At 42.9% G+C, this 25,359-nt stretch carries 25 protein-coding genes and 1 riboswitch; of the genes, 23 read left to right on the top strand and 2 right to left on the bottom strand.

The genetic code is table 11. From position 1 onward, the window contains the following. Positions 1-28 precede the first annotated feature (28 nt). The 13 genes from O3642_RS03755 to O3642_RS03695 all read left to right on the top strand — a co-directional run bounded on the left by O3642_RS03755 (position 29) and on the right by O3642_RS03695 (position 14,869). A complete protein-coding gene (locus tag O3642_RS03755; RefSeq protein WP_371605434.1) occupies positions 29-1,657 on the top strand; it encodes an oligosaccharide flippase family protein in 1,629 nt (542 codons plus the stop codon). Between the two features lie 291 nt (positions 1,658-1,948). Further along, a complete protein-coding gene (locus O3642_RS03750; protein WP_101770953.1) occupies positions 1,949-3,046 on the top strand; it encodes a cystathionine gamma-synthase in 1,098 nt (365 codons plus the stop codon). A 1-nt stretch (position 3,047) separates the two neighbouring features. Further along, positions 3,048-4,211, top strand: a complete 1,164-nt coding sequence (locus O3642_RS03745) for a MalY/PatB family protein (RefSeq protein WP_270299314.1) — start codon at positions 3,048-3,050, stop codon at positions 4,209-4,211. Positions 4,212-4,246: 35 nt separating this feature from the next. Continuing rightward, a riboswitch (M-box (ykoK) riboswitch) is annotated at positions 4,247-4,404 on the top strand. Positions 4,405-4,611: 207 nt separating this feature from the next. Further along, positions 4,612-7,272, top strand: coding sequence for a magnesium-translocating P-type ATPase (gene mgtA, locus O3642_RS03740; RefSeq protein ID WP_371605433.1), 2,661 nt, complete (start codon positions 4,612-4,614; stop codon positions 7,270-7,272). Positions 7,273-7,492: 220 nt separating this feature from the next. Then, positions 7,493-8,122 (top strand): uracil phosphoribosyltransferase, encoded by a 630-nt coding sequence (upp, locus tag O3642_RS03735; protein ID WP_003005574.1) that lies wholly within the window; start codon positions 7,493-7,495, stop codon positions 8,120-8,122. 127 nt (positions 8,123-8,249) lie between these two features. Beyond that, positions 8,250-8,840, top strand: coding sequence for an ATP-dependent Clp protease proteolytic subunit ClpP (gene clpP / locus O3642_RS03730; RefSeq protein WP_151378659.1), 591 nt, complete (start codon positions 8,250-8,252; stop codon positions 8,838-8,840). 277 nt (positions 8,841-9,117) lie between these two features. Then, positions 9,118-9,396, top strand: a complete 279-nt coding sequence (locus tag O3642_RS03725) for a DUF2129 domain-containing protein (protein WP_151378658.1) — start codon at positions 9,118-9,120, stop codon at positions 9,394-9,396. A gap of 108 nt (positions 9,397-9,504) precedes the next feature. Next, positions 9,505-10,662 carry an ABC transporter substrate-binding protein gene (locus O3642_RS03720; protein WP_371605432.1) on the top strand — a complete coding sequence of 386 codons (1,158 nt, stop codon included), beginning with the start codon at positions 9,505-9,507 and terminating at the stop codon, positions 10,660-10,662. Between the two features lie 81 nt (positions 10,663-10,743). Beyond that, positions 10,744-11,613: a branched-chain amino acid ABC transporter permease gene (locus tag O3642_RS03715; protein ID WP_021153669.1), complete on the top strand. Its 870-nt coding sequence runs from the start codon at positions 10,744-10,746 to the stop codon at positions 11,611-11,613. Between the two features lie 3 nt (positions 11,614-11,616). After that, positions 11,617-12,564: a branched-chain amino acid ABC transporter permease gene (locus O3642_RS03710; RefSeq protein WP_003008278.1), complete on the top strand. Its 948-nt coding sequence runs from the start codon at positions 11,617-11,619 to the stop codon at positions 12,562-12,564. After that, positions 12,564-13,328, top strand: coding sequence for an ABC transporter ATP-binding protein (locus O3642_RS03705; protein ID WP_003005595.1), 765 nt, complete (start codon positions 12,564-12,566; stop codon positions 13,326-13,328). The genes O3642_RS03710 and O3642_RS03705 overlap by 1 nt, the downstream gene beginning before the upstream one ends. Continuing rightward, positions 13,328-14,038, top strand: a complete 711-nt coding sequence (locus tag O3642_RS03700) for an ABC transporter ATP-binding protein (protein ID WP_371605431.1) — start codon at positions 13,328-13,330, stop codon at positions 14,036-14,038. Before O3642_RS03705 ends, O3642_RS03700 begins: the two co-directional genes overlap by 1 nt. Positions 14,039-14,212: 174 nt before the next feature. Further along, positions 14,213-14,869 carry a CBS domain-containing protein gene (locus O3642_RS03695; protein WP_371605430.1) on the top strand — a complete coding sequence of 219 codons (657 nt, stop codon included), beginning with the start codon at positions 14,213-14,215 and terminating at the stop codon, positions 14,867-14,869. A gap of 42 nt (positions 14,870-14,911) precedes the next feature. On the opposite strand, the gene O3642_RS03690 is transcribed toward O3642_RS03695, so the two are convergent. Beyond that, the gene (locus tag O3642_RS03690; RefSeq protein WP_371605429.1) at positions 14,912-15,799 is read right to left on the bottom strand and encodes a YitT family protein; all 888 of its coding nucleotides are present in this window, start codon (positions 15,797-15,799) and stop codon (positions 14,912-14,914) included. 149 nt (positions 15,800-15,948) lie between these two features. On the opposite strand from O3642_RS03690, the gene tmk reads away from it, so the two are divergent. From tmk to O3642_RS03650, 8 genes are all read left to right on the top strand, one after another. Next, positions 15,949-16,587 (top strand): dTMP kinase, encoded by a 639-nt coding sequence (gene tmk, locus O3642_RS03685; protein ID WP_371605428.1) that lies wholly within the window; start codon positions 15,949-15,951, stop codon positions 16,585-16,587. After that, positions 16,584-17,477, top strand: coding sequence for a DNA polymerase III subunit delta' (locus tag O3642_RS03680; RefSeq protein WP_371605427.1), 894 nt, complete (start codon positions 16,584-16,586; stop codon positions 17,475-17,477). The genes tmk and O3642_RS03680 overlap by 4 nt, the downstream gene beginning before the upstream one ends. Before the next feature lie 9 nt (positions 17,478-17,486). Then, complete coding sequence (yabA, locus tag O3642_RS03675) at positions 17,487-17,807, top strand: DNA replication initiation control protein YabA (RefSeq protein ID WP_049497826.1); 321 nt, start codon at positions 17,487-17,489, stop codon at positions 17,805-17,807. 2 nt (positions 17,808-17,809) lie between these two features. After that, positions 17,810-18,667 (top strand): 16S rRNA (cytidine(1402)-2'-O)-methyltransferase, encoded by an 858-nt coding sequence (gene rsmI / locus O3642_RS03670; RefSeq protein WP_371605426.1) that lies wholly within the window; start codon positions 17,810-17,812, stop codon positions 18,665-18,667. A 17-nt stretch (positions 18,668-18,684) separates the two neighbouring features. After that, positions 18,685-19,266 (top strand): N-acetyltransferase family protein, encoded by a 582-nt coding sequence (locus O3642_RS03665; RefSeq protein WP_371605425.1) that lies wholly within the window; start codon positions 18,685-18,687, stop codon positions 19,264-19,266. Beyond that, positions 19,250-19,741 (top strand): methylated-DNA--[protein]-cysteine S-methyltransferase, encoded by a 492-nt coding sequence (locus O3642_RS03660; RefSeq protein ID WP_371605424.1) that lies wholly within the window; start codon positions 19,250-19,252, stop codon positions 19,739-19,741. The genes O3642_RS03665 and O3642_RS03660 overlap by 17 nt, the downstream gene beginning before the upstream one ends. A 5-nt stretch (positions 19,742-19,746) precedes the next feature. Beyond that, entirely contained in the window at positions 19,747-20,100 is a 354-nt protein-coding gene (locus tag O3642_RS03655) for an arsenate reductase family protein (protein ID WP_371605475.1), read from the top strand. A gap of 84 nt (positions 20,101-20,184) precedes the next feature. Beyond that, complete coding sequence (locus tag O3642_RS03650) at positions 20,185-21,726, top strand: ABC-F family ATP-binding cassette domain-containing protein (protein ID WP_003005197.1); 1,542 nt, start codon at positions 20,185-20,187, stop codon at positions 21,724-21,726. A 310-nt stretch (positions 21,727-22,036) separates the two neighbouring features. On the opposite strand, the gene O3642_RS03645 is transcribed toward O3642_RS03650, so the two are convergent. Next, positions 22,037-22,882: a peptidylprolyl isomerase gene (locus O3642_RS03645; protein ID WP_371605423.1), complete on the bottom strand. Its 846-nt coding sequence runs from the start codon at positions 22,880-22,882 to the stop codon at positions 22,037-22,039. Between the two features lie 174 nt (positions 22,883-23,056). Between O3642_RS03645 and O3642_RS03640 the strand changes: the two genes are divergently transcribed. Both O3642_RS03640 and O3642_RS03635 read left to right on the top strand, forming a co-directional pair. Continuing rightward, positions 23,057-23,977, top strand: a complete 921-nt coding sequence (locus O3642_RS03640; protein ID WP_371605422.1) for a multidrug resistance efflux transporter family protein — start codon at positions 23,057-23,059, stop codon at positions 23,975-23,977. A gap of 233 nt (positions 23,978-24,210) precedes the next feature. After that, positions 24,211-24,756, top strand: a complete 546-nt coding sequence (locus tag O3642_RS03635) for a hypothetical protein (protein WP_371605421.1) — start codon at positions 24,211-24,213, stop codon at positions 24,754-24,756. The last annotated feature ends 603 nt before the right edge of the window (positions 24,757-25,359 follow it).

Below are 25,359 nucleotides of genomic sequence, written 5' to 3'. Positions count from 1 at the left end.
AGAGAAGAAGAAACGAAAGAGGACGTTTATGAGTCACGAACAAAATGACCAGCAAGCTCAGATGCTACGCGGGACTGCCTGGATGACAGCCAGCAACTTTATCAGCCGTTTGCTAGGAGCCGCTTATATTATTCCTTGGTATATTTGGATGGGGAAATATGGGCCACAAGCCAATGGTCTTTTTACAATGGGCTACAATATCTATGCTTGGTTTCTCTTGATTTCGACAGCCGGAGTACCCGTAGCTGTTGCTAAGCAAGTAGCCAAATACAATACCCGGGACCAAGCGGATCATAGCTTTGCTTTGATTCGGGGCTTCTTGAAATTTATGGGAATTCTAGGCCTTGGATTTGCCATTCTCATGTATCTTTTGTCTCCTGTCTTTGCGAGTCTTTCAGGTGGGGGAAAAGAGTTGATTCCGATCATGCAGAGCCTTTCTTGGGCTGTCTTGATCTTTCCTTCGATGAGTGTCATTCGGGGATTTTTCCAAGGTTTTAACAACATGAAGCCTTACGCCATTAGCCAGATCGCTGAACAAGTGATCCGGGTCATCTGGATGTTGCTCACGACCTTCTTCATTATGAAGATTGGCTCAGGAGACTATGTGCAGGCTGTGACGCAGTCGACCTTTGCGGCCTTTATCGGTATGGGAGCGAGCCTTCTGGTGCTCTTTTATTACCTTGCAAAGACAGGCTTGCTCTCTTCTATTTTTAGAAAGCAAGAGGGAAGTGAAGGGATTGATACTCGGGCTCTCTTGATTGATACGATTCGTGAGGCCATTCCTTTTATTATCACTGGTTCCGCCATTCAGCTCTTCCAAATTGTTGACCAGATGACCTTTATCAATGTCATGTCTTGGTTCACAGATTATAGTCAAAAGCAGCTCTTGGTCATGTTTAGTTATTTCTCTGCTAATCCAAACAAAATCACCATGATCTTGATTGCGGTAGCGACTTCGATTGGGGGAGTAGGGATTCCTCTGTTGACAGAGAATTATGTTAAAGGGGATCTAAAAGCGGCTGGCAAGCTCGTACAGGATAACTTGACCATGTTGCTAGCATTCTTGCTTCCAGCTACCTTTGGTGCAGTAGCAGTCGCAAAACCACTTTATACAGTATTTTATGGGCAACCAGATGGCTTGGCTTTGGGACTCTTTATCGTAGCGATGTTGCAGACGGTGATTTTGGGTCTTTACACAGTCTTGTCCCCAATGATTCAAGCTCTCTTCCAAAACCGCAAAGCTATTCGCTACTTCCTCTATGGAGTAGTGGTTAAATTAGTCCTCCAAATTCCATTTATTCTGGTCTTTCGTTCTTATGGGCCGCTTTTGTCAACGACCATTGCGTTAATGGTACCAATTGTTCTCATGTATCGGGAGATCCAAAGCATTACTCAGTTTAATCGGACCATCGTCTTCAAGCGCACATTACTTGGCTCAATTCTAACGGTGGTGATGCTACTTGGAGTCTTGATCGCCGGCTTGATTTTGGGCTGGATTTTCCCACCAAATGGCCGTGTATCGAGCATGATTTATATCATCGTCATTGGCGGATTAGGAGTTGTTATTTATGGAGCCTTAGGATTATGGCTACGGTATTTTGACCGCTTTATCGGAGGTCAAGCTGCACGTCTCAGACAAAAATTCCGGATTAAATAAACCTGTGAGGCTGGGACAAAAGTCCTAGCCTCTTAATTGTTTTTGGATTGTCGAGCAAGACGCAGTGGTTGAGTGGGCTCTACTACGCTGATTTCATCAGCTTTTACAGCCCTACTCAACTGTGCGGAGGTGGGACGACGAAATCGAATTCTAACGAATTACCGATTTCTGTCCCACTCTCTTTTCTTATAGTTTGAAACTATAGCTGGGTCTTGAAAATGGGAAAACCGCTCTCCTCATAATAGTGATAAAATAGTAATCAGTTAGATTGAATGTTTATCGGAGGGCAATATGAGTAAAAAACGCAATATCAATACTATTTTGGCACAGGCAGGAATCAAGTCGGATAAAGCAACGGGAGCTTTGACGACTCCTTTGCATTTCTCTACGACTTACCAACACCCAGAATTTGGTCAGTCTACAGGTTTTGACTATACCCGTACGAAAAATCCAACACGCGCAACAGCTGAGAAGACTTTGGCAGCTATCGAAAGTGCAGACTATGCTTTGGCGACAAGCTCTGGAATGTCAGCCATTGTGCTTGCTTTTAGCATTTTCCCAGTTGGTTCAAAAGTCTTGGCCGTTCGTGACCTTTATGGAGGTTCTTTCCGCTGGTTTAACCAACAAGAGCAAGAGGGTCGTTTCTCTTTCACCTATTCCAATACAGAAGAAGAATTGATCCACCATCTAGATAATGATCCGGTGGATGTCCTCTATATTGAAACACCAACCAATCCATTGATGTTGGAATTTGATATTGCTCATTTAGCCAAATTGGCCCATGCAAAAGGTGCCAAAGTCGTGGTGGACAATACCTTCTATAGCCCGATCTATCAACGCCCAATTGAAGAGGGAGCTGATATTGTCCTACATTCAGCAACCAAGTACCTGGCTGGTCACAACGATGTCTTGGCTGGTGTTGTCGTGACAAATGATGCAGACTTGTATGACAAACTCTTTTACAATTTGAACACGACAGGTGCTGTTCTTTCCCCATTTGACAGCTATCTCTTGATCCGTGGTCTCAAGACACTCTCTATCCGGATGGAGCGCTCCACTAAGAATGCCCGCAAGGTAGTCGAGTTTTTGAAAACCTCCCCTCAGGTCAAAGAAGTCCTCTACACTGGAAAAGGTGGAATGGTCTCCTTTAAAATTCAAGATGAGAAAAAAATTCCAAACTTGTTGAATTCCCTTCAAGTCTTTACCTTTGCAGAAAGTCTTGGCGGAGTTGAAAGCTTGATCACTTATCCTACCACTCAGACCCATGCGGACATTCCTGCAAAAGTTCGCCATTCATACGGTTTGACAGATGATCTTCTTCGTTTGTCCATCGGAATCGAAGATGCGGATGATTTGATTGAAGATTTGAAACAAGCATTGGAGGCTTAAGATGACCAAATATGATTTCACGACTTTACCGAATCGCTTGACCCACCATACCTACAAGTGGAAAGAAACTGAGACAGATCCAGAAATCATCCCAGCTTGGATCGCGGACATGGATTTTAATGTCATTCCAGAAGTACGAGAAGCTGTTATCAGCTATGCAGACCAAATGGTTTATGGCTACACCTATGCATCGGAGAGCCTCTACCAGTCTATCCTTGATTGGGAAAAAGAAGAGCATGGCTATTCCTTTGACAAGGAAGCTGTCGTCTTTATCGAAGGTGTTGTTCCAGCCATTTCAACAGCTATTCAAGCCTTTACTAAGGAAGGGGATGCTGTCTTAATCAATACGCCGGTCTATCCTCCATTTGCCAGAAGTGTCAAGCTCAATCGTCGAAAATTGATCGAAAATTCATTAGTTGAAAAGGACGGTCTTTTCCAAATTGATTTTGATCAGCTGGAAAAAGACATTGTAGAGCAAGAGGTGAAACTCTATGTTTTGTGTAATCCGCACAATCCTGGAGGCCGTGTATGGGATCGTGAAGTCTTGGAAAAAATCGGCCACCTCTGTCAAAAACATGGTGTCCTTCTCGTTTCAGATGAGATCCACCAAGATTTGGCCTTGTTTGGCCACCGTCATACCAGCTTTAACACAGTTGATCCAAGCTTTAAAGATTTCAGCTTGATCTTAACCAGTGCAACCAAGACTTTCAATATTGCAGGAACAAAAAATTCCTATGTGGTCATTGAAAATCCAAAGCTTCGTACGGCTTTTAAACAACGGCAATTGGCCAATAATCAACATGAAATCTCAGGCTTGGGCTATATTGCAACAGAAGCGGCTTATCGCCATGGTAAACCTTGGTTGACGGAGCTCAAACAAGTCTTTGAAAAACACATCGACTATGTGGTAGATGAATTGCATGAAAAGACACAAATCCGTGTCATGAAGCCCCAAGGAACCTATCTTCTTTGGTTGGACTTTTCAGCCTATCCTTATACCGATGATGAGCTGCATGCTAAAATTCATGACCAAGCCAAATTGATTTTGAACCGTGGAACAGATTTTGGAAAAGAAGGAAACTTGCATGCCCGCCTCAATGTGGCAGCTCCCTTCACCCTCATTGAAGAAATTACCAAACGTTTAGTTGATACTTTTCACAAATAAGTGTTGACTTTCTGTAAGTGAAGGAGTACAATAAACTCGAAATACGGTAGGTGAGGCTACCACAAGGATACGGATGACTACCGCAAAGCAGTGGAGACACTACTCGTTGGTTAACAGTCCTGATCGCAAAGGTCAAGACTAAGCTCATTTCATTGCCTTGCGGAGCTAAAGCTTGGACGGTCAGTTTTTTGAGAGTTTTGATTGAAAAATAAATGACGAGTTTCATGAGTCCTACCGATCGAGGGTAGGACTCTTTTTGATGCCTTACCAAGAAAAGAGAAAGGAGAGAGCTATGATACAAATCGACGATCATCCCGAACCGCACCGAACCAGCCAATCGCTGATTTGTGTCGTAGGGACTCCAAAAGTGATTGGCTCCTGATTGAAAAAGGAGATACCAATGCAAACAAATAAAGAAAGACTCATTGCTGCTCTTCAAGAACAACTTGAAAGCACCTTTGCCACCTACAAAACCAGTGCCCTTGGTTTGGTTGACGATCAAGTAGAAGAAAACCGCGATATTTATGGCGAAAATGTCATCACAAAAGGTCAAGAAGATTCTATGATCAAAAAGATCTACGAATCGATCATCAATCCTTTTACAGTGATTTTGTTGGTCATTGCGCTGGTTTCCTTCATCACCAATGTCTGGCTAGCAAAACCAGGTGAACAGGATCCAACGACCTCCATCATCATTGTGACCTTGGTCTTGATCTCTGGTGGTATCCGCTTCATTCAAGAATTGCGGAGCGACAAAGCAGCTAGCAACTTATCACGTATGATTGTCAATACAGCGACCGTTCTGCGTGATGGATCAGAACAAGAAATTCCGATCGATGAAATCGTCGTAGGAGATGTGATCAAACTAAGTGCCGGCGATATGATTCCAGCAGATGTGGTCTTGATCGATTCCCGTGACTTCTTTGTCCAACAATCGGGTCTCACAGGGGAAAGTGATGCTGTTGAAAAGGTTTGTCTCAGAAAAGCCGACAGTCAAAATCTAGAGAGTCTCTTGGAGAGTGAGAGCTTGGCCTTTATGGGAACCAATGTCATCTCCGGACGGGCGACAGCCTTGGTCTTGGTCGTGGGGGATGAAACCATGATGGGAGCTATTGAGCAAACCATCAACACCTATGACGAACCAACCTCATTTGAGAGAGAAATGAATACCATCTCTTGGCTCTTGATTCGGCTCATGTTAGTGATGGTGCCCGTTGTCTTTGTGATCAATGGCCTCACAGATGGTGACTGGTTAGAAGCGGGTGTCTTTGCCCTCAGCGTTGGGGTTGGTTTGACTCCTGAAATGTTGCCGATGATTATTACAGCGAGTCTAGCTAAGGGCTCCATCATCATGGCCAAGGAAAAAGTCGTTATCAAAAAACTCAATGCCATCCAAGACCTTGGGGCTATTGATATTTTGTGTACAGATAAGACAGGTACCTTGACCCAAGATGAAATCGTTTTGGAGTATCCGCTTGATATCCATGGCGAATTGGATCTATCAGTTCTTCGTCGGGCTTACTTGAATTCCTATTTCCAAACCGGGCTAAAAAATTTGATGGACCGGGCGATTATCAATCGAACCCAGAAAGAAGCCAAGAAACATGAGATTGTTCGCGATCTGGATCAAACCTTCCATAAGATTGATGAATTGCCCTTTGATTTTGAACGTCGTCGCATGAGTGTCATTGTCAAAGACGAAGACGGTGTGGTCAGCATGGTGACCAAGGGTGCCTTGGAAGAAATGCTTTCTGTATCGACTTATGTTGAGTACAAGGGAGAGATTAAACGCCTGACAGATGGAGTCCGTCAAGAGGTCCTCGCTGAAGTTGCTCAATTAAATGAACAAGGTCTTCGTGTTTTGGGCGTCAGCTACAAAACCGACTTGGACGAAAATGACATCTTTAGTGTTGAAGATGAAGGAGACATGATCCTAACCGGTTACCTTGCCTTTCTTGATCCACCAAAACCTTCTGCAGCTCCAGCGATCAAAGCCCTTGCAGAATATGGGGTAACCACCAAGATCTTAACTGGGGACAATGAAAAGGTCACCCAAGCTGTCTGTGAAAAAGTAGGACTAGATGTCGAGCGGATTCTTTTGGGAAGCGAAATCGATACGATGACTGACCAAGAGTTAGCACAAGTTGTGGAAACAACAACGGTCTTTGCCAAATTATCACCAGATCAAAAAGCGCGGATCATCCTAAGCCTCAAGAACAATGGCCACAAGGTTGGTTACATGGGAGATGGGATTAACGATGCTCCATCTATGAAGGTCTCAGACGTTGGGATCTCCGTGGATACAGCTGTTGATATTGCCAAAGAAACGGCAGATGTCATCCTTCTAGATAAGGACTTGATGGTCCTTGAAAAAGGTTTGGTTGAAGGCCGCAAGGTCTATGCCAATATGACCAAGTACATCAAGATGACGGTCTCTTCTAACTTCGGGAACATCTTTTCTCTTCTCTTTGCCAGCATCTTTTTGCCTTTCCTTCCGATGGCTCCTGTTCATTTAATTGTGCTCAATCTTATCTATGATCTTTCTTGTATCGCCCTTCCTTTTGATAATGTCGACAAGGAATTCCTCAAGAAACCTCGTATCTGGGAAGCAAACTCTATCATGCGTTTTATGGCCTGGATCGGTCCCATTTCATCTGTATTTGATATTATTACCTACATGCTTCTTTACTTCCTTGTTGTTCCTATGATTTTAGGTCATGGCTACAACCATGGAGCAGCAGATGCAGCAGCCTTTATCATGGTGTTCCAAACTGGATGGTTTATCGAATCTATGTGGTCTCAAACCATGGTTATCCATATGTTGCGTTCACCAAAACTGCCATTTATCCAAAGTCGTCCAGCCTTCTCAGTCGTGGTGACGACTCTAGCAGCGGCCTTCTTTGTAACCTCCCTTCCATATAGTCCTTTGGCTTCTATCTTGAAGTTGAGCCAACTAAATGGATTGTACTTTGTTCTATTGTTTGCGATTATCGTCCTCTATATGCTGAGTGTGACGGTTGTCAAACGTATCTATATTAAGAAATACAAAGAATGGTTATAATTGATTGATAGAAAGAGTGAGTCCGAACTTCAAAAATTAAGTGTAAGGGCTCTCTTTTTTTTGTAAAATTTGGTATAATAAGACGAATGTAAAGTTGGAAATGAAGATTTCCATGTGCTGTGAGTATCAAAGAGGGACTGAAAGAAAGAGTAGAGCTTGACTCCACTTTTATCATAGCTCTTTTTTGAATAATAACAGCTTAGAAAGAAGGATCTCAAAAATGGGAAAACTAGAAGTTATTACACATCCACTGATTCAACACAAATTATCTATTCTTCGTCGTACAGATACCTCTACAAAGGCCTTTCGTGAATTGGTAGATGAGATTGCTATGTTGATGGGCTACGAAGTTTTGCGGGAATTGCCTCTTGAGGATGTTGAAATTGAAACTCCTATTACCAAAACCGTTCAAAAGCAAATCGCAGGGAAGAAATTGGCCATTGTCCCAATTCTTCGTGCAGGGATTGGGATGGTTGATGGTCTCTTGAGTTTGGTACCAGCTGCTAAGGTTGGCCATATCGGGATGTACCGTGATGAAGAAACCTTGAAACCAGTTGAATACTTGGTGAAATTGCCAGAAGATATTGATCAACGTCGTATCTTTGTAGTAGACCCTATGCTTGCTACAGGTGGATCCGCTATTCTAGCGATTGATTCCTTGAAAAAACGTGGCGCTAGCCATATCAAATTTGTCTGCTTGGTATCAGCGCCAGAAGGGGTGAAAGCTCTTCAAGAAGCTCACCCAGATGTTGATATCTTTACAGCAGCCCTCGATGATCATTTGAATGAACATGGCTATATTGTTCCTGGTCTTGGTGATGCAGGTGACCGTTTATTCGGTACCAAATAAGAAACATTCATGATTCGTCCGAAAGGTGCTTAAGATTTGACCTTTTTTGACCATTGGTTTATAATAGCACATATACTTTGAACCTCACGAATCGTGAGAATGAATGGATACTAAAGGAGAAGAATAGATGATTCCAGTAGTTATTGAACAAACCAGTCGTGGAGAACGTTCTTACGATATTTATTCCCGACTGTTGAAAGATCGAATTATCATGGTAACAGGACCAGTTGAGGACCAAATGGCTAACTCCATTATCGCTCAATTGCTCTTCTTGGATGCCCAAGATAATACAAAAGATATCTATATGTATATCAATACACCAGGGGGATCTGTCTCTGCAGGTCTCGCTATCGTGGATACCATGAACTTTATCAAGTCAGATGTCCAAACTATTGTCATGGGGATGGCAGCTTCTATGGGAACTGTCATTGCTTCAAGCGGTGCGAAGGGCAAACGCTTCATGTTGCCAAACGCCGAGTATATGATTCACCAACCAATGGGTGGTACTGGTGGCGGTACCCAACAAACCGACATGGCGATTGCAGCAGAACATTTGCTCAAAACACGGAATAACTTGGAAAAAATCCTTGCGGAGAATTCAGGTCAATCCATTAAAAAAGTGCATGCAGATGCTGAACGTGACAATTGGATGAGTGCGCAAGAAACACTTGAATATGGCTTTATTGATGAAATCATGGCCAATAATAAATTGGGCTAAACCATCCTGTGGGAAGGTCCGTCAAGAGGCTGGGACAAAAGTCCTAGCCTCTCAATTATTTTTGGATTGTCGAGCAAAACGCAGTGGTTGAGTGGGCTCTACTACGCTGATTTCATCAGCTTTTACAGCCCTACTCAACTGTGCGGAGGTGGGACGACGAAATCGAATTCTAACGAATGACCGATTTCTGTCCCACTCTCTTTTTTGCTCTCATAAAAGAGTAGTTCTTTTTTTTGAAATTTGATATACTAGTAACAGAACGAGAAAGGGATTGACCATGTTTGAGAAACAAGAAAGAACAGGCTTGATTGTTAAATTGTATTACAATCGAGACGGGAAAAAATTACAATCTGTCGGAGATGTTTTGTACCATTCTAAGAAATGCCGTTATGTCCAATTGTATGTGGACAGTGACAAGGCCGATCAAGTCATGGAAGACTTAAAGAAAGAACGTTATGTCAAAAAGGTCTTGCCTTGCCATCTTAAAGATTTAGATACAGATTTTGTGGGGAGTTTGCAACGATTGGAGATCCCATCTTTGGTCACAGAAGGTTAGAAAACGCAATCATTTGATGGATTGCGCTTTTTTTATTGACAATTGTCAGATAATTCGGTATATTCTTAATGTATTTATTTTAAGATTCATTTAAGGAGATCATTACTAATGAAGAAAAAATTTGCTCTTTCATTTTTAACCATTGCAAGTGTCGCTCTTCTTGCTGCTTGTGGTGAAGTTTCTACTTCAGGTTCAAACACAACTGGTAACGAAATCGGCAAGGAACTAAAAGTCGGTTTTAACTTTGAAAAAACTGGTGAAGTAGCAGCCTACGGTAGTGCTGAACAAAAAGGTGCTCAATTGGCCGTTGATGAAATCAACGCTAAGGGTGGAGCTGACGGTAAGAAGATTGTTGTCACAGATAAAGATAACAAATCTGAAACAGCTGAAGCAGCTACAGTCACTACAAACCTTGTCACTCAATCAAAAGTGAACGCTCTTGTAGGACCTGCAACTTCAGGTGCTACTGCAGCAGCCGTTGCCAATGCTGGTAAAGCAGGTGTTCCATTGGTTACACCATCTGCAACTCAAGATGATTTGACAAAAGGTCAAGATTACCTCTTCCGTGCAACCTTCATCGATAGTTTCCAAGGAAAAATCATTGCTAAATATACAACGGATAACTTGAAAGCGAAGAAAGTCGTTCTTTACTACGATAACTCATCTGACTATGCGAAAGGGATTGCTGAAGCCTTCAAGAAATCTTACAAAGGTGAAATCGTAGCAACAGAAACATTCCAATCTAAGGATACAGACTTCCAAGCTGCTCTTACAAAAATCAAAGACAAAGACTTCGATGCGATTGTCCTTCCAGGGTACTACACTGAAACTGGTAAAATCGTAAACCAAGCACGTGGTATGGGAATCAAACAACCAATCATTGGTGGGGATGGATTTAGCGATGCTAAATTCGTTGAACAAGCAACACCTGCTGCAGCTACTGATATCTACTACGTAGCTGGATTCTCTACTGAAGGTGAAATGACTGATAAAGCTAAGAAATTCGTAGAAGCATACAAAGCGAAATACGACGAAGAACCTTCAATGTTCGCAGCTTTGGCGTATGATTCAGTTTACATGGTTGCTGAAGCATCTAAAGGTGCTAAGAACTCTGTCGAATTGAAAGATAACCTTGCGAAGTTGAAAGACTTGGAAGGTGTGACTGGTACAATGTCAATCGACAAGAACCACAACCCGGTTAAATCAGCTCTGATGATTGGCTTGAAAGAAGGTAAAGTCAAATCTGTAGAGTCTGTTAAACCATAATTATCATTTGTTGTTTGTACAAGAGGCTGGGAGAATGAAAATTCCTGGCCTCGCTCTTTATTGTTAGAAAGGATGGTTCAAATGCTCCAGCAATTAGTGAACGGTCTAATCTTGGGAAGCGTCTATGCACTCTTGGCCCTCGGTTATACCATGGTGTATGGAATTATCAAATTGATCAACTTTGCCCATGGGGATATCTACATGGTAGGTGCCTTTATGGGATATTTCTTATTGAACTCATGGAAAGTGAACTTCTTTGTAGCTTTGCTTCTAGCCATGGTTGGAACAGCTATTTTAGGGGTTGTAATTGAATACCTGGCTTATCGTCCGCTTCGTCATTCGACTCGGATTGCAGCCTTGATCACAGCGATTGGGGTTTCTTTCTTACTCGAATATGGGATGGTCTTCTTCGTAGGTGCCAATACCCGGTCCTTCCCGCAAGTGATTAAAACGGTTCGTTACAACTTCGGTCCGATTTCAATCTCCAATATTCAGTTGATGATCTTGGGAGTGTCTGTTTTCTTGATGGTCGCTCTTCAATTTATTATTCAAAAGACAAAGATGGGGAAAGCCATGCGGGCTGTATCTGTCGATAGTGATGCCGCTCAATTGATGGGGATTAACGTAAACCGTACGATCAGCTTTACCTTTGCTTTGGGATCAGCCTTGGCAGGTGCTGGTGGTGTTTTGATCGGTTTGTATTACAACTCGATCGAGCCTTTGATGGGGATGACACCAGGGATCAAAGCCTTTGTCGCAGCCGTTCTTGGAGGGATCGGAATCATTCCAGGTGCTGCCCTAGGTGGATTTGTCATCGGTTTGTTGGAAACCTTCGCTACAGCGATCGGTCTTTCAGACTTCCGTGATGCCATTGTGTATGCCATCTTGATTGTGATCTTGCTCATCCGTCCAGCAGGTATCCTCGGTAAAAATGTGAAAGAGAAGGTGTAAGCCATGAAACAAAATTTAAAAGTGAATTTAGTCTGGCTTGGTCTTTTGGTCGCAGGTTTTGCCTTGATCCAAGTCTTGGTTGCAGCGGGTGTGCTCAATCTCTTCTATATCCAAATTTTGGAACAAATCGGGATTAACATTATCCTAGCAGTTGGCTTGAACCTCATTGTTGGTTTCTCAGGTCAATTCTCACTCGGGCATGCCGGATTTATGGCAATTGGTGCCTACTCAGCAGCCATTCTCGGTTCCAAATCACCAACCTACGGGGCCTTCTTTGGTGCGATGGTTTTAGGTGCTTTGATTGCTGGTGTCGTTGCCTTGATCGTTGGGGTTCCAACCCTTCGTTTGAAAGGGGACTACCTCGCGATTGCGACACTTGGGGTTTCTGAAATCATCCGGATCTTGATCGTCAATGGTGGTACTCTAACAAATGGTGCCGCTGGGATCCTTGGTTTGCCGGCCTTTACAACTTGGCAATTGGTTTACCTCTTTGTTGTAATTACAACGATCTTTACGATTAACTTCTTACGCAGTCCAATTGGACGCTCTACCCTTTCTGTTCGTGAAGATGAAATCGCGGCAGAATCTGTTGGGATCAATACGACCAAGGTCAAAGTCATCGCCTTTGTATTTGGTGCGATCACAGCGGCGATTGCTGGATCTCTCCAAGCCGGCTTTATTGGCTCTGTTGTTCCTAAAGATTACTCTTTCACCAATACCATTAATGTCTTGATCATTGTCGTGTTTGGTGGTTTAGGATCAATGTCAGGAACAGTTGTAGCAGCCATCGTCTTGGGTATCTTGAACATGGTGCTTCAAGACTTCTCAAGTGTCCGTATGATCATTTACTCATTGGCTTTGATTCTCGTGATGATCTTCCGTCCAGGTGGTCTTCTTGGAACATGGGAATTCAGCTTGAAAAAACTACTCTCAAAAAAGGAGGCTAACTAATGGCACTTCTTGAAGTAAAAAATTTAACAAAAAACTTTGGTGGTTTGACAGCCGTTGGGGATGTGACCATGGAACTCAATGAAGGGGAATTGGTTGGGTTGATCGGACCCAACGGTGCCGGTAAAACAACCCTCTTCAACCTCCTAACAGGGGTATATGAACCAAGTGAAGGGACCATTACCTTAGATGGTCAGCTCCTAAATGGTAAAGCACCTTATAAAATCGCTGCAGGTGGTCTGGGACGTACTTTCCAAAATATTCGTCTCTTTAAAGATTTGAGCGTTTTGGACAATGTCTTGATTGCCTTTGCTAATCACCATAAACCACATGTCTTTGCGAGTCTTTTCCGCTTGCCAAGCTATTACAAGAATGAAGAAGCTTTGAAAGCGAAAGCCCTTGAATTGTTAGCGATTTTTGGTTTGGAAAAGGAAGCAGATACCTTGGCCAAAAACTTAGCATACGGACAACAACGTCACTTGGAGATCGTTCGTGCCCTTGCTACAGAGCCAAAAATCCTCTTCTTGGATGAACCTGCTGCAGGGATGAACCCTCAAGAAACAGCAGAATTGACCCAATTGATCCGTCGCATTCAAAAAGAATTTAATATTACGATCATGCTGATTGAGCACGATATGAGCTTGGTCATGGAAGTAACAGAACGGATTTATGTATTGGAATATGGTCGCTTGATTGCCCATGGGACGCCAGATGAAATCAAGACCAACAAACGCGTAATCGAAGCCTATCTAGGAGGTGAAGCCTAATGTCTATGTTAAAAGTTGAAAATCTTTCTATACACTATGGCATGATCCAGGCTGTCCGTGATGTCAGTTTCGAGGTAAACGAAGGGGAAGTTGTTTCTCTTATCGGTGCTAACGGTGCTGGGAAAACATCTATTCTTCGTACCATTTCAGGTTTGGTGCGTCCAAGTGCTGGGAAAATCGAGTTTTTGGGACAGGAGATTCAAAAGGTTCCTGCTCAAAAGATTGTAGCAGCCGGACTCTCTCAAGTTCCAGAAGGCCGCCACGTCTTTCCAGGCTTAACTGTTATGGAAAACTTGGAGATGGGAGCTTTCTTGAAGAAAGATCGAGAAGAAAATCAAGCTAACTTGAAGAAAGTCTTCTCCCGTTTCCCACGTTTGGAAGAACGGAAGAACCAAGATGCAGCAACCCTATCTGGTGGGGAACAACAAATGCTAGCAATGGGTCGTGCACTTATGTCAACGCCAAAACTCTTGCTTCTGGATGAACCTTCTATGGGATTGGCTCCAATCTTTATCCAAGAAATCTTTGATATCATCCAAGATATCCAAAAACAAGGAACAACTGTTCTCTTGATCGAGCAAAATGCCAATAAGGCCCTTGCTATCGCAGACCGCGGTTATGTTTTGGAAACAGGGAAAGTCGTTCTTACCGGAACAGGAAAAGAACTCTTAGCCTCAGAAGAAGTCCGCAAGGCCTACCTTGGTGGATAAGATTTCTAAAGTTCACTAGAATATTAAAAAGAAAGGTCCTGAAGACCTTTCTTTTTTCATCCCTCTTGTTTGATTTTTCTAAATTTTGAAAACAAGAGAAAACTGCTGAAAGCGTTTGAAATCATTCTTAAAATCAAGTATAATAAAACTAGTAAAAGCATAGGAGAACTTGTTATGGCTGTTAAAGATTTTATGACACGTAAAGTAGTTTACATTAGTCCAGATACTACAATTGCCCACGCGGCAGATTTGATGCGCGAACAAGGTTTGCACCGTTTGCCAGTCATTGAAAATGATCAATTAGTTGGCTTGGTGACAGAAGGTACGATTGCAGAAGCAAGTCCATCTAAAGCAACAAGCTTATCGATTTATGAAATGAACTATCTGTTGAACAAAACCAAGGTCAAAGATGTGATGCTTCGCGATGTCATTACCGTCTCAAAATTTGCAAGCTTAGAAGATGCGACCTACCTCATGTATAAGAACAAGGTGGGAATTCTTCCAGTCGTGGACAATGAGCAAGTATCCGGTGTCATCACGGATCGTGATATTTTCCGTGCCTTCCTTGAAGTGTCCGGTTATGGAGAAGAAGGAGTCCGTGTACGCTTCGTGACGGAAGATAAGGTTGGCGTTCTAGAACAAATCATTCACTTGATTGTTGAAGAAGGGTATAACATCGCAAATACAGTCAATATCCCAACCAAAGACGATCGTGTCGTCATCGAAGTTCAAATTGATGGGGTGACAGATCTAGAAGGAATCCGTACTAAATTTGAAGCCAACGGTTTGAAAGTCGATGAAATCACTCGAACTAGCGCAAAAGCTATTTAATAAAAAATCAGGCTAGATGAAAATCTAGCCTGATTTTTTCTATTAACGGTTAATGGGTTGTTTTTCTTTATCTAAAGTAAAGCCTTCGCCGAGAATTTCATGGGCTTCAGAAATGGTGATGAAGGCGAATGGATCAATCTGATTGATGATGTCTTTCATTTGTTTCATCTCATTCCGTGAAACGACACAGTAGACAATATCCAGGTCCTTACGGCTGTAATAGCCCATCCCGCGGATAAAGGTAATCCCGCGACCCAGATCGTCGGATACTTTTTTTGCAATTTCTTCTGGTTTAGATGTAACGATGAGGAAGCCTTTTCCAGCAAAACCACCTTCTCCAATCAAGTCGATCACAAGGGTGTCAATCAGGATGAAGAAGAGGGTATACATGGCGGTACGGACATCTTGGAAGACTACGACAACAGTTGTCAGAACAATGGCATCTACAATCAACATGAGTTTTCCCATACTGAGGGAAGTGTATTTATTAAAGGTGCGAGCGAGGATATCTGTTCCTCCAGTAGTTCCACCGGCATTGAAGATGATCCCTAGACCTAAACCAAGGACAACCCCTGAGGCAATACAGGCAAGCAGAATATCTCCTTTAAAGGCTGTAAAAATAAAGTGATGGTAGTGGTGGCTGAGGGGCATGGCCTCAAAAATTGCCATCCATGCCGAAACTGAAAAGGTCCCCAGTAAGCTCAGATAAAGAGATTTCTTGCCCAGCAGCTTCCAAGCCAAAACGAAGAGAGGGATATTGATCAGCAAGTTCATGATGGATACAGGAATTTTGAAGAGGTAATAGGTGATCAAGGTAATCCCTGTCGCTCCTCCTTCATAGAAGTGAAAGGGAATGACCAAAAAATAGATCCCAAACGAAAAAATGCCGGCCCCAAAAATGATAGCCAGAATATCTTTAAATTTAAACATGATAGGTTGTCTCCTAAAACTTTATAAGAACATTGTAACAAAAAAGTGAAAAAATGAAAATGACTTTGAAAAATTTTCTCTCCTAAAATACAAGATTTTTACCCTTATTTTTGGTAAAATAAAGAGAAGAAAACTAGAAAGAGGATACTATGGTAAACGGTACATTAATTTCATTTGAAGGTCCAGAAGGAGCGGGAAAATCATCGGTCCTAGAAGCCATTTTGCCTCTACTTGAAGAAAAAGGAATTCCTTTTATTACAACCCGTGAACCAGGTGGTGTCGACATTGCCGAAAAGATCCGCCAAGTCATTTTGGATCCAGGCCATACTAGTATGGATGCCAAGACCGAGTTGTTGCTCTATATTGCTAGTCGCCGGCAGCATTTGGTGGAACGTGTCTTGCCAGCCCTTGCAGCTGGGAAGGTTGTCTTGATGGACCGCTTTATTGACAGCTCGGTGGCTTATCAAGGGTATGGTCGCGGTCTGAGTGTGGAAGACATCGAGTGGCTCAATCAATTCGCGACAGATGGTCTTAAGCCAGACCTCACCCTTTACTTTGATCTGGATGTCGAAGAAGGGCTCGCACGAATTGCGAAAAACCAAGAGCGGGAAGTCAATCGTTTGGATTTGGAAGGATTGGAGCTTCACCAAAAAGTCAGACAAGGTTATTTGGCCTTGTATGAAAAGGAACCAGAGCGCATCGTGAAAATCGATGCCAGTCAATCCTTTGAAGCAGTCTTTGCGGATGTTTTGGCTGTTTTAGAAAATCGCTTGGGGACATTGAAATGAAGCTAGAAGAGATCCAACAGCTCCAGCCAGAACTGGTGGAGCGCTTCACCCAGATCCTAGAACATAAACAGCTCAGTCATGCTTATCTCTTTACAGGTTCGTTTGCCAGTTTTGAGATGGCCCTCTTGCTAGCTCAGAGTCAGTTTTGCGAAGACTTGCAAGGAGTCTGGCCTTGTGGCAAATGCCGATCCTGTCGCTTGATTGCTGAAGAAGAATTCTCAGATGTGAAGATCGTGCGTCCAGTCAACCAGATCATAAAGACTGATCGTATTCGCTCGCTCGTTCAAGACTTTTCTCAATCCGGATTTGAAGGAAGTCGGCAGGTCTTTATCGTCCAAGATGCGGACAAGATGCACACCAATGCAGCAAATTCTCTCTTAAAGGTTATGGAAGAGCCCCAGAGTGAGATCTATCTCTTCTTGTTGACATCCGATGAAAACTTGATTTTACCGACCATCAAGAGTCGGGCCCAGCAGGTCCATTTTCCAAAAAAGCAAGCCTACCTTACCGAACGTCTAGAAAAAGAAGGTTTGATTAAATCGCAGGCAAGTCTAGTAGCTCGATTTAGTTTTAGTCTTGAAGAGGCAGAGCAGCAAAAAAAGAATGCTACTTTTTTTGAGTTGGCTAAAGTTTGTAATCAGTTCATCGAACGTTGTCACTCCAATTTGAATCGCGCCTATTTGGAAGTGACCCGATTGGTGAGCTTAGCAGATGATAAGGAAAAACAAAGTCAGGCTTTTCGTTTGATGGAGTTGGCTTTAGAAGAGCAGTTGTGTTTGAGTAAATCCCAGCAGCAGCTGGAAAAATTGAGTCTTGCTCGCACCATGTGGAAGGCCAATGTTTCTTTTCAAAATGCTCTAGAATATATGGTTTTGAGCTTAGAAAGTTAAGGAGTCAGAATGAATAAAAAAGAATTATTTGATGCTTTAGACGGCTTTTCTCAGAATTTGTTGGTCACCTTGGCTGAAGTCGAAGCCATCAAGAAAAATTTGAAACAAGTCATCGAAGAAAATACAGCTCTTCGCTTAGAAAATGATAAATTGAGAGAGCGTTTGGGGGAAGTCGAGAAGACCTCCTCCACAAAGTCCCAACACCATGGCCGTGAAAATTTGCAACGCATTTACAATGATGGTTTTCACATTTGCACCTATTCCTATGGTCAACGCCGTGAGAACGATGAAGAGTGTATGTTTTGTGACGAGTTGTTATTTAGGGAGTAAGCATGCAGATCCAACGAAGTTTTAAAGGGGAAAAGAAGACAGGGGTCCTCTACCTGGTCCCAACACCGATCGGTAACCGCGAGGATATGAGTTACCGCATGGTCCAGACCTTAAAGGATGTGGACTTGATCGCAGCTGAGGATACCAGAAATACAGGCCTCTTGCTCAAGCATTTTGAGATTAGGACTCCCCAGACTAGCTTTCATGAGCATAATGCCCAGGAGAAAATTCCAGATCTGATCGCCCATTTAGAATCTGGAAAAGATTTGGCGCAGGTCTCAGATGCAGGACTCCCAAGTATCTCTGATCCTGGTCATGATTTGGTTAAGGCAGCGATTGAACGCGAGATTCCTGTCGTAGCTGTTCCTGGTCCAAGTGCAGGGATTACTGGCTTGATTGCCAGTGGCCTAGCACCTCAACCTCATATTTTTTACGGATTTCTACCTCGCAAAGAGGGGCAACAAAAGGCCTTTTTCCAAGAAAAAGTGGCCTATCCGGAGACACAGATATTTTATGAGTCGCCCCATCGGGTGAAGGTGACCTTAGAGAATATGTTGGCTGTCTATGGGGATCGTCCGGTTGTCTTGGTTCGTGAATTGACCAAGATCTACGAAGAATATACTCGCGGCAGCATTTCAGAGTTAGTCGCATTTCTTGAAGAAAATCCCCTCAAAGGGGAGTGCCTCTTAATCGTCGAAGGAGCCAAAGAAGAAGAGTTAGACCTAGAAGAGGTCGACTTGATCCAAGAGATCGATACCTTGGTCCAAGAGGGGATGAAGAAGAATCAAGCAATCAAACAGGTCGCTAAACAATACGGCCTGCAAAAAAGTGAGCTCTATGCTCGTTACCATCAAGAGTAGGAAAGGTTGGAAGCAGGATGGAAATTAGAATGGCTTATCCAAATGAGATCCAGCGAATTATGGAAATCATCCAAGATGCTAAGGAAAGCCTGGCTCAAAGACAGGTCAATCAGTGGCAGGATGGTTATCCAGATGAAGAGATCATTTTTGAGGATATTCTAGAAAGTCGTGGTTATGTGGCCGTTGAAGATCAGGAAATCGTCGCTTATGCAGCCGTCCACAAGGGAAATGAAGTGGCCTATAATGAGATTTACGATGGCAAGTGGGAGCATGACAACTATATGTATGTTACCTTTCATCGTGTCGCTGTGGCTAAAGAAGCTGCTGGCAAAGGGGTGGCTCAGACCTTCCTTCAAGGTTTGATCGAAGGAGAAAAAGGGCCTGATTTCCGTTGCGATACCCACCCAGATAATCTGGTCATGCAACATTTGCTTGAAAAATTAGGCTACCATTATTGTGGAAAGGTCCCAATTGATGGCGTCCGTCTGGCTTATCAAAAGATCAAACGAAAAGCAGAAACCAGTTTGTTCCAAGTGGTCTCAGAAGAGGACCGCTGGGACCAAAGAGCAGAAGCGGCCTACAATGACACTCTATCTTAAACAATTCTATGAGAGCCCTATGGGACTCCTTTCGATCATTGTCAGTAAGGAAGGCCTTGTAGAGCTTGATTTTTATGATCCGAAAGAAGATGCGTCTGATCCTTTTGGGGCGCTGGAGCAGTTCCATCCCTACCATGAGAAGGTGAAGGAGTGGTTGGACCATTATTTTGCTGGGGCCCCAATTGCGATCAGCTTTCCACTAGCGCCGCAGGGAACAGCCTTTCAAGAGCGGGTATGGCAGTTGTTGCGAGAGATCCCCTATGGTGAGACCAAGACCTATGGGCAGCTTGCCCAGGATCTTTCTTGTGGTTCTGCTCAGGCCGTGGGACAAGCTGTTGGGCGCAATCCCTTGACAATTCTAGTCCCTTGTCACCGCGTGATGGGAAAAAATGGAGAATTGACAGGCTATGCGTCTGGACTCGATCGTAAACGCTGGCTCTTACAACACGAAGGAATTACCTGGAAGGAGAAATGAAATCGATGTATACCTTTATTGAATACCCAAAATGTTCGACTTGTCGAAAGGCTAAATCAGAATTGGACGGTCTCCAATGTGAGTTTCAGAGCCAAAATATTGTAACCGAAACACCGACTAGTCAAGAATTGCAAGACTGGATGGCAGCATCTGGCCTACCAATCAAGTCTTTCTTTAATACTAGTGGGATGAAATACCGGGAACTCGGCTTGAAAGATAAGGTGGATCAACTGACAATAGAAGAAGCAGCGGATCTTTTGGCTAACGACGGTATGCTGATCAAGCGCCCCCTACTTGTCAAAGACGGAAAAGTGGTTCAAGTGGGCTACCGGAAACCATACGCAGACTTAGATTTGTAAAAGAAAAGGGAGTTGGGCTCCCTTTTCATTTTGAGTTGAAGATGATATAATCATACGAGTGAAATCTACGAAAGAGAGTCAAGCATGAGTATTTTAGAAGTGAAAAATTTGAGTCACGGTTTTGGGGACCGTGCGATTTTTGAGGATGTGTCCTTCCGTTTGCTAAAGGGAGAACATATTGGTCTGGTCGGGGCCAATGGTGAGGGAAAATCGACCTTCATGAGCATCGTGACCGGTAAAATGCAACCTGACGAAGGAAAGGTCGAGTGGTCTAAGTATGTGACGGCAGGTTACCTGGACCAGCATTCGGTCTTAGAAGAAGGACAAACGGTTCGCGATGTTTTACGGACCGCTTTTGATGAGTTGTTCACAGCAGAAGCTCGCATCAATGACCTCTATATGGCCATGGCGGAAGAGGGGGCCGATGTCGATGCTTTGATGGAAGAGGTAGGAGAACTCCAAGAGCGTCTAGAAAGTCGTGATTTTTATACCTTGGATGCCAAGATCGATGAAGTGGCGCGTGCTCTTGGGGTCATGGACTTTGGCATGGACACAGATGTGACTTCCTTATCAGGTGGGCAGCGGACCAAGGTCCTTTTGGCTAAATTGCTCCTTGAAAAACCAGATATCCTTCTCTTGGACGAGCCGACCAACTACTTGGATGCAGAGCATATTGATTGGCTCAAGCGCTATTTGCAAAATTATGAAAATGCCTTTGTCCTCATTTCCCACGATATTCCCTTCTTGAACGATGTAATCAATATCGTCTACCATGTGGAAAATCAGCAGTTAACCCGCTATTCAGGAGATTACTACCAATTCCTTGAAGTCTATGAAATGAAGAAATCACAATTGGAAGCGGCTTATGAGCGTCAGCAAAAAGAGATTGCTGATTTGAAAGATTTCGTAGCCCGCAATAAGGCGCGTGTGGCTACACGGAATATGGCCATGTCTCGTCAGAAGAAGCTGGACAAGATGGAACTCATTGAGTTGCAAAGTGAGAAACCAAAGCCATCCTTTGAATTTAAAAATGCCCGTACTCCTGGACGCTTTATCTTCCAGGCCAAGGATCTCCAGATTGGCTATGACCGTCCTTTGACCAAGCCTCTGAACCTAACCTTTGAACGCAATCAAAAGGTAGCCATCATCGGGGCCAACGGGATCGGGAAAACCACTCTCTTGAAGAGCTTGCTAGGAATCATCCCACCGATTGCTGGAGAAGTAGAGCGGGGAGATTACCTCGAACTTGGCTACTTTGAGCAAGAGGTCGAAGGGGGCAATCGTCAGACACCGCTTGAGGCAGTCTGGAATGCCTTTCCGGCTCTCAACCAAGCAGAAGTTCGTGCCGCCCTTGCCCGCTGTGGTTTGACCACCAAACATATCGAGAGCCAAATCCAGGTGTTATCCGGTGGAGAGCAAGCCAAGGTACGCTTCTGTCTCTTGATGAACCGTGAAAACAATGTCTTGGTACTAGACGAGCCGACCAACCACTTGGATGTGGATGCCAAAGAAGAATTGAAACGAGCTCTGAAAGAGTACAAGGGATCGATCCTCATGGTTTGCCACGAGCCAGACTTCTATGAAGGCTGGATGGACCAAATCTGGGACTTTAATGAATTAACTTGATAATAAAAGAGAACCTCACGGTTCTCTTTTCAGATTGAAGTTAAAGACTTCTTAGAAACTTTCCTTAGGTGAGAGCGGACGTCAGCGAACTTCTGCGAAGTTCCATGACTAATTATTGAGCCTAAGGTCTCAATAATTCCGTGTGCCTGAAACAAATCTGTTTCAGTCACTTTTCTCACAGCGGAAAGCTTCAGTAGATGAATGTCTTAAATAATTAGAATTCATTTTTTTTACCAATGAATCTATTAGCTAATTTTATGTAAATTGTTTATCAATATCTTAAAAAGAGAACCTCGCGGTTCTCTTTTCATTATTTCTTGAAATCATAGTCTTTTAAAATCTCGATTTTTTCAATCTTGATATCTGTTTTTGGTTTGTCCTTATCATTGGTTTCGGCAGAGGCGATTTTATCGACCACATCCATGCCATCGATCACTTGGCCAAAGACAGTGTAGTTACCACCATCGAGGGTTGGATTTCCACCATTTTTATAAGCATCGATGATCTTAGCTGGGAAGCGGTCAGTTGGGAGTTTACTTGAAATATCATCCTTATTTTGGTTGATATAGAATTGACTACCATTGGTATTTGGACCAGAATTGGCCATGGCAAGGGCTCCACGAAGGTTGTAAAGGTATGGAGAATACTCATTCTCAAAACCAGTACCTGAATCTTTGGATTTGTCTTTGTCCTTCCAGATAGATTCGCCACCCGTACCGTCTCCTTTAGGATCCCCAGTTTGGATCATAAAGTTGTTAATAACACGGTGGAAAAGCAAGCCATTGTAATAGCCTTCTTTTGCGTGGGTCAAGAAGTTTTCAACTGCAAGTGGGGCATATTTAGGGAAGAGCTTCACAGTGATGTCGCCTTCAGTTGTCGTGATTTTAACCTCTGCTTCATCTTCAGCCACTTCATTTGAGAGTTGTGGGAAGACGGCATTTTCATTGGTCATGGCATCGTTAAAATCTTTGCGCAGTTGTTCTAATTTCTTTTGTTCTTCTTCAATTTTCTTTTGATCTTTTTCACTAGAGCTAGAAGTTGCTGTCTGCTCTGTCTTTTCTTTGCTTGAACTTGAAGAGTTAGCGTCAGTCTTATTAGACGAACAAGCTGTCAAAGCCAAGCCGGAAAATAATAGTAGTGCGATTAATTTTTTCATATTCTTCCTTTCCAACATAGTTGTCTTTCTCTATTGTACCTTAATTTTGCGATACTTTCAAATCTGGATAAAATTTAAGTCGAAAACACTATTCTGAAAAATTGCAGAAAACAGATGAAAGCATTTCCGAATTCCTGTATAATAGGATAACTACAGGAGAACGATCATCAAAAAATGAAATCATCACATTTTGCGAGAGCCCTTTGGTTTGGTATCCTAGGTGCTCTCTTTTTTGCATTTACCTTTATTTTTAATCGAAGTATGAACCTGGCAGGTGGTTCCTGGATGTGGAGTGCTAGTTTGCGCTACCTTTTTAGTTTGCCTATGATGGCTGTTTTAGTCTGGCAGAAAGGCGAATTAAAGGGTGTCTTGTCAGCGATTGCACGAGCCCCGTGGACTTGGTTGCTCTGGAGTACGCTCGGCTTTGGCCTCTTTTATGCGCCCTTATCGATGGCTTCTATCTATGGAGAATCATGGTTTGTGGCTGCGACCTGGCAGATTACGATATTAGCAGGTCTCCTTCTGACCCCACTTTTTGGCCAAAAGATTCCAGGAAAACAGTTTGGAATGACTTTGCTGATTTTGTTAGGAATCGTATTGATTCAAATTCCATATTTTGGACGAGGTCTCGGAGAAGGTGTGGTGAGAGCTAGTATCTTAATTTTGATCGCTGCTTTTTCCTGTCCATTGGGAAATCGCAAGATGCTAGTTCATTGTAAAGAAGAACAATTATCAACGACCCAACGGGTCTTTGGGATGACCTTAATGAGTGTTCCCTTTTGGTTGCTCTTAGCCGTCTTTGCAGGAGTAGATGCAGGCTTACCATCAGGTGGGCAAATGCTCCAATCCTTGATCGTAGCTGTATTTTCAGGAGTTATCGCGGCCATGCTCTTCTTTGAAGCAACCAACTTGGTGAAACACAATCATCAGCAATTAGCTGTTGTTGAAGCTACCCAGGCCGGCGAGGTCCTCTTCACCCTATTTGGAGGCTGTCTTTTTCTAGGAGATCAGATCCCAACCCCACTAGGATTTTTAGGGGTCTTCATTGTGATCATTGGTATAGTGGGAAATAGTCTGATGACTTCTTCAGACTAGATAGTGCTAGAAGAGTAGAACTTAAAAGATGATATTGCGGTTCAGTCTATCAATGCTAACGCCCACAAGGGTGTTTTCTTTTTGGACTAAATCACTAATTAAGAAGAAAGTTGCGTAGAGATGGAAAATTCGGTATGATGGGAGATAGGTTGATTTGGTGGGATATGAACGAATTCCCTCAAAAATCGTATCATGAATGGGGAGCCCCAGATGAACATTAAGAGAGGTATAAAATGGAAAGAAATAAGAGTTTGATCTATATGATGCGTTTTGCTGGTAAAGAGTATTACCTAGATAAGATAAGAATGAGACTTTATGTGAACCATCAAAAAAAGCCTGTCCGATTTGATCGGTGGACTTTTGGTCTAGCAGCTATCATTGGCTTTTTCATTCTATTTCCCCATTGGGTCCATTCCATTTCTGTAGTTTACAAAACTATCTTGCTTGGAGTGGGCTGGTTGTTGGTTGCTACACTGATCAGACGTATGATGACCATGGAGCAAGATCCAAATTTTGAAGAGTTTCATATTGAGACGCTGGACAAGCGAGCGGAGTTTCTTTTAAGAATGAAATCAAAGCTATATCGTAAACTGTGGATTGGGCTGGCCTTTCTGTATGCCAGCATCTTTCATGCAGTTTATTACATCATGGCCAATCTTCCAGGAAGCTATGGTATGAGTCTGATGATGTTCTATGGAGTCTATCTCTGCTTAGGTCAATCCCATATTCTATCTCAGATGAAGATCTTTAAAGAGCTAACAAAACAATTGCGTAGATAAGGACCAGATTTGTACTTAAGATGTGCTGACTTCATATGAATTAAAGAGTGGGAAAGATTTAGTTTTTACTTGTTAAAGGGGAGAAGGCTGACACTTTATCAATCAGCAAGAATCAAGGATGATGAACCAGAGATGAATAAAAGCATAATCTTTCAAGAAGCGAAAATTTAATTGTTCTAATGAATTAGAAGCCGTTTCAAATAAATATTTCTGATTCTAAGGTTGCTAAATTATATCCTGAAGTAGAAAAGATATAAACTATTTAAATCAAATTTGTTTCCGTCCAAACAATACAATGAACGCAAATGGTGTGATAAAATCACACATTAGTTTGCGCTGAAAAGTCAAGAAAATATGGAACTTTATGTTACAGACGAAACAAGAGGGGATAAAACACAAATTTATTCTTATGACGAGTTTGTAGAGTGGATAAAGTTCCATCGGAAGAATGAATCATCAGCTAAACAAAGTAAAGTTTTTATAGATCAATCAGATACTGGGGAATTGGCAGAGCTTCCTCACGATAGTCTTTATTTTCTTGCTCGTCATTCGGTTTAAAAGACGTTCGTAGACTTACCATAAGCATTTTTCAAACAGCTAGGG

This window comes from Streptococcus sp. 27098_8_66 (assembly GCF_041431945.1).
Taxonomy (GTDB): Bacteria; Bacillota; Bacilli; order Lactobacillales; family Streptococcaceae; genus Streptococcus; species Streptococcus dentalis.
This window is presented reverse-complemented; position numbering and strand designations above follow the sequence as displayed.

Coding starts and splice junctions, on each gene's coding strand:
- O3642_RS03755 (WP_371605434.1), top strand. CDS start 29: ATGAGTCACGAACAAAATGACCAGCAAGCTCAGATGCTACGCGGGACT.
- O3642_RS03750 (WP_101770953.1), top strand. CDS start 1,949: ATGAGTAAAAAACGCAATATCAATACTATTTTGGCACAGGCAGGAATC.
- O3642_RS03745 (WP_270299314.1), top strand. CDS start 3,048: ATGACCAAATATGATTTCACGACTTTACCGAATCGCTTGACCCACCAT.
- mgtA (WP_371605433.1), top strand. CDS start 4,612: ATGCAAACAAATAAAGAAAGACTCATTGCTGCTCTTCAAGAACAACTT.
- upp (WP_003005574.1), top strand. CDS start 7,493: ATGGGAAAACTAGAAGTTATTACACATCCACTGATTCAACACAAATTA.
- clpP (WP_151378659.1), top strand. CDS start 8,250: ATGATTCCAGTAGTTATTGAACAAACCAGTCGTGGAGAACGTTCTTAC.
- O3642_RS03725 (WP_151378658.1), top strand. CDS start 9,118: ATGTTTGAGAAACAAGAAAGAACAGGCTTGATTGTTAAATTGTATTAC.
- O3642_RS03720 (WP_371605432.1), top strand. CDS start 9,505: ATGAAGAAAAAATTTGCTCTTTCATTTTTAACCATTGCAAGTGTCGCT.
- O3642_RS03715 (WP_021153669.1), top strand. CDS start 10,744: ATGCTCCAGCAATTAGTGAACGGTCTAATCTTGGGAAGCGTCTATGCA.
- O3642_RS03710 (WP_003008278.1), top strand. CDS start 11,617: ATGAAACAAAATTTAAAAGTGAATTTAGTCTGGCTTGGTCTTTTGGTC.
- O3642_RS03705 (WP_003005595.1), top strand. CDS start 12,564: ATGGCACTTCTTGAAGTAAAAAATTTAACAAAAAACTTTGGTGGTTTG.
- O3642_RS03700 (WP_371605431.1), top strand. CDS start 13,328: ATGTCTATGTTAAAAGTTGAAAATCTTTCTATACACTATGGCATGATC.
- O3642_RS03695 (WP_371605430.1), top strand. CDS start 14,213: ATGGCTGTTAAAGATTTTATGACACGTAAAGTAGTTTACATTAGTCCA.
- O3642_RS03690 (WP_371605429.1), bottom strand. CDS start 15,799: ATGTTTAAATTTAAAGATATTCTGGCTATCATTTTTGGGGCCGGCATT.
- tmk (WP_371605428.1), top strand. CDS start 15,949: ATGGTAAACGGTACATTAATTTCATTTGAAGGTCCAGAAGGAGCGGGA.
- O3642_RS03680 (WP_371605427.1), top strand. CDS start 16,584: ATGAAGCTAGAAGAGATCCAACAGCTCCAGCCAGAACTGGTGGAGCGC.
- yabA (WP_049497826.1), top strand. CDS start 17,487: ATGAATAAAAAAGAATTATTTGATGCTTTAGACGGCTTTTCTCAGAAT.
- rsmI (WP_371605426.1), top strand. CDS start 17,810: ATGCAGATCCAACGAAGTTTTAAAGGGGAAAAGAAGACAGGGGTCCTC.
- O3642_RS03665 (WP_371605425.1), top strand. CDS start 18,685: ATGGAAATTAGAATGGCTTATCCAAATGAGATCCAGCGAATTATGGAA.
- O3642_RS03660 (WP_371605424.1), top strand. CDS start 19,250: ATGACACTCTATCTTAAACAATTCTATGAGAGCCCTATGGGACTCCTT.
- O3642_RS03655 (WP_371605475.1), top strand. CDS start 19,747: ATGTATACCTTTATTGAATACCCAAAATGTTCGACTTGTCGAAAGGCT.
- O3642_RS03650 (WP_003005197.1), top strand. CDS start 20,185: ATGAGTATTTTAGAAGTGAAAAATTTGAGTCACGGTTTTGGGGACCGT.
- O3642_RS03645 (WP_371605423.1), bottom strand. CDS start 22,882: ATGAAAAAATTAATCGCACTACTATTATTTTCCGGCTTGGCTTTGACA.
- O3642_RS03640 (WP_371605422.1), top strand. CDS start 23,057: ATGAAATCATCACATTTTGCGAGAGCCCTTTGGTTTGGTATCCTAGGT.
- O3642_RS03635 (WP_371605421.1), top strand. CDS start 24,211: ATGGAAAGAAATAAGAGTTTGATCTATATGATGCGTTTTGCTGGTAAA.